Source organism: Nitrococcus sp. (assembly GCF_059432795.1).
The window spans coordinates 1-4266 of record NZ_JBXWZQ010000175.1 but is presented as its reverse complement, the minus strand read 5'-3'; the positions used below and the strand labels follow the sequence as shown (position 1 = coordinate 4266).

Below are 4266 nucleotides of genomic sequence, written 5' to 3'. Positions count from 1 at the left end.
GACCCGACCTGGCTCCGCAGTGGGGAGGCGACGGGGTGTCAAGACTTCTGGCTGCACTGGATTCGCCTACACGGTGGCCTACGCCGACCACGTAGACGCGCACGATGCCGTGTTTGAGAACCCCGGGATCAAACTGGTGGTGGACCCGAAGAGTCTGCCGTTTCTGGACGGTCTGGAAGTGGACTTCGTTCGTGAAGGGCTCAACGAGCGGTTCAGCTTTCGTAACCCGAACAGCAAGGCCGAGTGCGGCTGCGGTGAGAGCTTTTCGGTCTAGCTGGCCCGTCGGCGTTCTGCTGCGCCACGCTGTGGATTGGGAGCGGGCGGGCCTCACGTGGCGGCCATGAGGTATCGGTTCAGCGAATTAACAGAGGACGGATTGTCAAGTGCCAGTGCAACGCACCCTTTCGATCATCAAGCCCGATGCGGTTGCCAGAAACCTTATCGGAGGGATCTGTGGCCGCTTCGAGCAGGCGGGTTTGTCCATCGTCGCGGCGCGTATGATGCATCTCACGCGCGAGCAGGCGGAGGGTTTCTATGCCGTTCACCGGGAGCGGCCTTTTTTCAAGGACCTGGTCGGGTTCATGTGTTCCGCGCCGATCCTGGTCCTGGTCCTAGAGGGTGAGGAGGCAATTCGCAAGAACCGGGAGATCATGGGGGCGACCAACCCCGCAGAGGCCTTCGCCGGCACGATTCGTCACGACTACGCCGAGACGATCGATGCCAACGCGGTGCATGGGTCCGATGCGCCGGAGACTGCGCAGCAGGAGATCCACTTCTTCTTCGAGCAAGATGAGATCTTCTCGCGCGGTTAGCGCGCGCTCAGGCGATGGCGGGCACCGAACCTCGTAAGATCAACTTGCTCAACTTCGACCGGCAAGCGCTCCGGGGCTGGTTCGGTCAGCTGGGGGAGGCACCTTACCGGGCCGTTCAGCTCATCAAGTGGATACACCAGCGACGAACCTTCGAGTTCGAGCGCATGACCGACCTTGGCAAGTCGTTGCGAGCCGGCCTTGCCGAGGCGGCGGAAATTCGCCTACCAAGCGCGGTTTTCGACCGGACTTCCGCCGACGGGGTCCGCAAATGGCTGCTCACGCTCGATGGGGACAACGCAATCGAGACGGTATTCATCCCCGAGTCCGGGCGGGGCACGTTATGCGTGTCCTCCCAGTTGGGATGCCCGCTGGCGTGCACGTTCTGTTCGACCGGGCAGCAGGGCTTCAATCGCAACCTCACGGCGGCGGAGATCATCGGCCAATTGTTGTTCGTCACTCAAGTCCTGGAGGCAGAGGGCGGCGGGCGAAAGGTAACCAATGTTGTCTTCATGGGCATGGGGGAGCCGTTGGCCAATTTCGCCGCCGTGCTGACGGCGAGCAACCTGATGTTGGACGAGCACGCCTATAACTTGTCCCGACGGCGTGTGACAGTCAGTACTTCGGGCATTGTTCCGGCCCTCCACCGCCTCGCCAAGGTAAGTCGCGTCAGTCTGGCAGTGTCCTTGCACGCACCCAATGACGCCTTACGGGATGAGCTGGTCCCGATCAATCGCAAATACCCGCTTGCCGAGCTCCTCGCGGCCTGCCGCCACTACGTCGAGCGCACTCCGCATCACAAGATCACTTGGGAGTACGTGATGCTCGATGCGGTCAACGACACGGACGCTCATGCGCAGCAGCTGGCCCGCTTATTGGTCGGTATACCCTCCAAGATCAATCTGATTCCCTTCAATCCATTCCCCGGTGCGCGCTACCGCAGTTCGCCGCTGCAACGCATTTCGCGTTTTACCGAGATTCTGCAACGCGCCGGTTACATCACCACCGTGCGCAAGACCCGCGGCGATGACATCGCCGGCGCGTGTGGACAGTTGGTCGGTCAAGTACGCGATCGCATGCGCCGGCCTCGCCCGGATCAGCCGCCCCTGCCGTCGGTGCGCGGATGAGACGATACGCCGCTGCGCTGATTGCGCTGTGCAGTATGCTGTGGGCGGTGGGTTGTGCAACGAACTCCACCCAGCCGCCGAGCCAAGAGGCATTAACCAAGGCCTCCGAGATCAACACTCAGCTCGGGATTCGGTACCTGCAGAAAGGCGAGCTCCAGCAGGCCGTGCGCAAGCTCGAGAAGGCGCTGAATCAGAACGCAGGCAATTCCGATGCCCATATGACACTTGGCGTTGTATACGAGCAGCTCGATAAGGCGGAGCTGGCGCGCGAGCACTATCGGCGCGCCGTCGAACTGCAGCCGCACAATTCTTCAGCACTGAACAACTATGGACGCTTCCTCTGCCAGCGCGGGGACTACGATCGAGCCGAGCGATATTTCTCACGTTCCGCGGAGAATCCGACCTACGAGAGCCCGCAAGTACCGCTTACCAATGCGGGTGTCTGCGCCATTCAGCATGGGGACTCGGGGGACGCCGAAAATTTCTTCCTGCGCGCCCTCAAGTTCGATCCGCGTTATCCCCCGGCGCTGAGGAACATGGCGCAGCTGCGCTTCGATGACAAGCATTTTCTGTCGGCGCAGGGCTATTACCAGCGCTATCTCGCCGTGGCGCCGCAGTCGGCGAGCACCCTTTGGCTGGGCATTCGCCTGGCGCACGCGCTTGGTGACAAGGACGCCGTTGCCAGCTACAAGCTGCTATTGCAGCGAAAATTCCCTGATTCGATTCAGACACGCCAGCTCCTGGAGTGGGAAAAAGATGGAAGGCTCTGAACATCTGCATACAGAGGTGGAAATCGAATCGTTGTCCAAGGAATCCCGCGGACCGGGGCTGAGGTTGCGCCAGGCCCGCGAGCGCTGCCGGCTCAGTGTGGCCTCGATCGCCGATACGCTGCATCTGGAGCAACGCGTCATCGAGGCGTTGGAGGCCGATGATTACGATCAGTTGCCGCCGGTCACGTACGTCCGGGGTTATCTCAGCGCCTACGCCAGACTGGTGAACCTTCCGGCGGCCAGTGTGTTGCAGGCATTCGAGCGTATGGGTCCGCAGGAGCGTTCCCGGCCGTTGACATCGAACGTGGGGCGTGTCGGGGGGCGGCACGCCGGCGCGCGCAGAGTGGCGCGTTTCTCCATGAGTGCGTCCGGGTTGCTGACCTTGGCGTTCGCGGCCGTGTTGATCAGCGGCTGGATGTTTTGGACAGAGCGGCGCTCCGCGCCCGAGCCTCCCCTGCTGAACGAGCCCGAGCGCAGCGCCGGTGAGAGCAGGCCGGCCCCGGCAGCAGAGGCCGATGGAGATAGGGCAGCCGTGGCGCCGAACTCACAGACAACGCGCACCGCCGCGGAGGTGTCCCAAACGCGTGTCGCAACGGCGGCCGCTTCCGCTCCCCCTTCGGCGCCAGAACAATGGCGCGTGCGCGGCTTGAATGACACCGATGGTGAAACGGCCGGGCAGGCTGCCTTGGCACCAGCACCGCCGCGCACCGGTGATGGAGGCGTCTCGACCGAGGCAGCCGAAAGTGTGGATCAAAAGCTGGACAATGGCACGGCCGCGGCGGAACCACTCGCCTCCGAGGCCGCGTCGCCCTCGCAAAGGGCGGCACTGGAAACGCTCAAAGTGGAGGCCAGCGGCGAGTCGTGGGTCGACGTGGAGGATGCCAGCGGTCAACGACTGGTCTACGGGCTGCTCAATCGCGGCGAGAGTCGACGGATAACCGGAAGGCCACCTTTCGCCATTACCATCGGTGATGCGACGCAGGTGCGGCTACGCCACAACGGCTCGCGTGTGGATCTCGGGCCCTATACACACGACAAGGTGGCGCGTTTTACCCTCACCGGCACTCGCGATTAGCCGCGATCGCAGCGGCGTCCCGCGAGCGCCGTACGAGAGACCGCCGAGTCCGGGGGCATTGCCAAGCTGTCAACGGGTTAATATTCTGCATCGCGCCCGGCGGGGTGGGAGGCCGAGATCTCGTTAGTGAAAAAGAGCGGGACCGGCGAGGGTCCGATCAGTGGGAGTGGGCTGTTGGGTAAATCGATCCAGGGCGTGCGCGGTTTCAACGATATTCTTCCCGCGGCGAATCCGATTTGGCGTTTCGTCGAGACCACGCTGTGTGAAGTGCTCGCCGCCTACGACTATCAGGAAATCCGTTTGCCCCTCGTGGAGAAGACGGCATTGTTTGCCCGCGCCATTGGCGAGGTAACCGACATTGTCGAAAAGGAGATGTATACCTTCGAGGACCGCTACGGCGAGAGCATCACGCTGCGCCCATAAGGAACGGCCGGGGCGGTTCGTGCCTGCATTGAGCATGGCCTGTTGCATGGAGCTCAACCCCG

The 4266-nt window shown here is 62.6% G+C and carries 5 protein-coding genes and 1 pseudogene; all 6 read left to right on the top strand.

Going from position 1 to position 4266, the window contains the following annotated elements; translation table 11 throughout:
- On the top strand, positions 1–274 hold a 274-nt coding region (locus tag AC52Q4_RS12225; RefSeq protein WP_495537078.1), incomplete at its 5' end, for a HesB/IscA family protein.
- Between the two features lie 109 nt (positions 275–383).
- Positions 384–812 (top strand): nucleoside-diphosphate kinase, encoded by a 429-nt coding sequence (gene ndk, locus AC52Q4_RS12220; protein ID WP_495537077.1) that lies wholly within the window; start codon positions 384–386, stop codon positions 810–812.
- 14 nt (positions 813–826) lie between these two features.
- Entirely contained in the window at positions 827–1936 is a 1110-nt protein-coding gene (gene rlmN / locus AC52Q4_RS12215; protein ID WP_495537076.1) for a dual-specificity RNA methyltransferase RlmN, read from the top strand.
- Positions 1933–2706 carry a type IV pilus biogenesis/stability protein PilW gene (pilW, locus tag AC52Q4_RS12210; protein ID WP_495537075.1) on the top strand — a complete coding sequence of 258 codons (774 nt, stop codon included), beginning with the start codon at positions 1933–1935 and terminating at the stop codon, positions 2704–2706. The genes rlmN and pilW overlap by 4 nt, the downstream gene beginning before the upstream one ends.
- Positions 2693–3781, top strand: a complete 1089-nt coding sequence (locus tag AC52Q4_RS12205) for a RodZ domain-containing protein (RefSeq protein ID WP_495537074.1) — start codon at positions 2693–2695, stop codon at positions 3779–3781. The genes pilW and AC52Q4_RS12205 overlap by 14 nt, the downstream gene beginning before the upstream one ends.
- Positions 3782–3955: 174 nt before the next feature.
- A pseudogene (locus AC52Q4_RS12200) lies at positions 3956–4201 on the top strand (histidine--tRNA ligase); the annotation flags it as partial.
- Positions 4202–4266 lie beyond the last annotated feature (65 nt).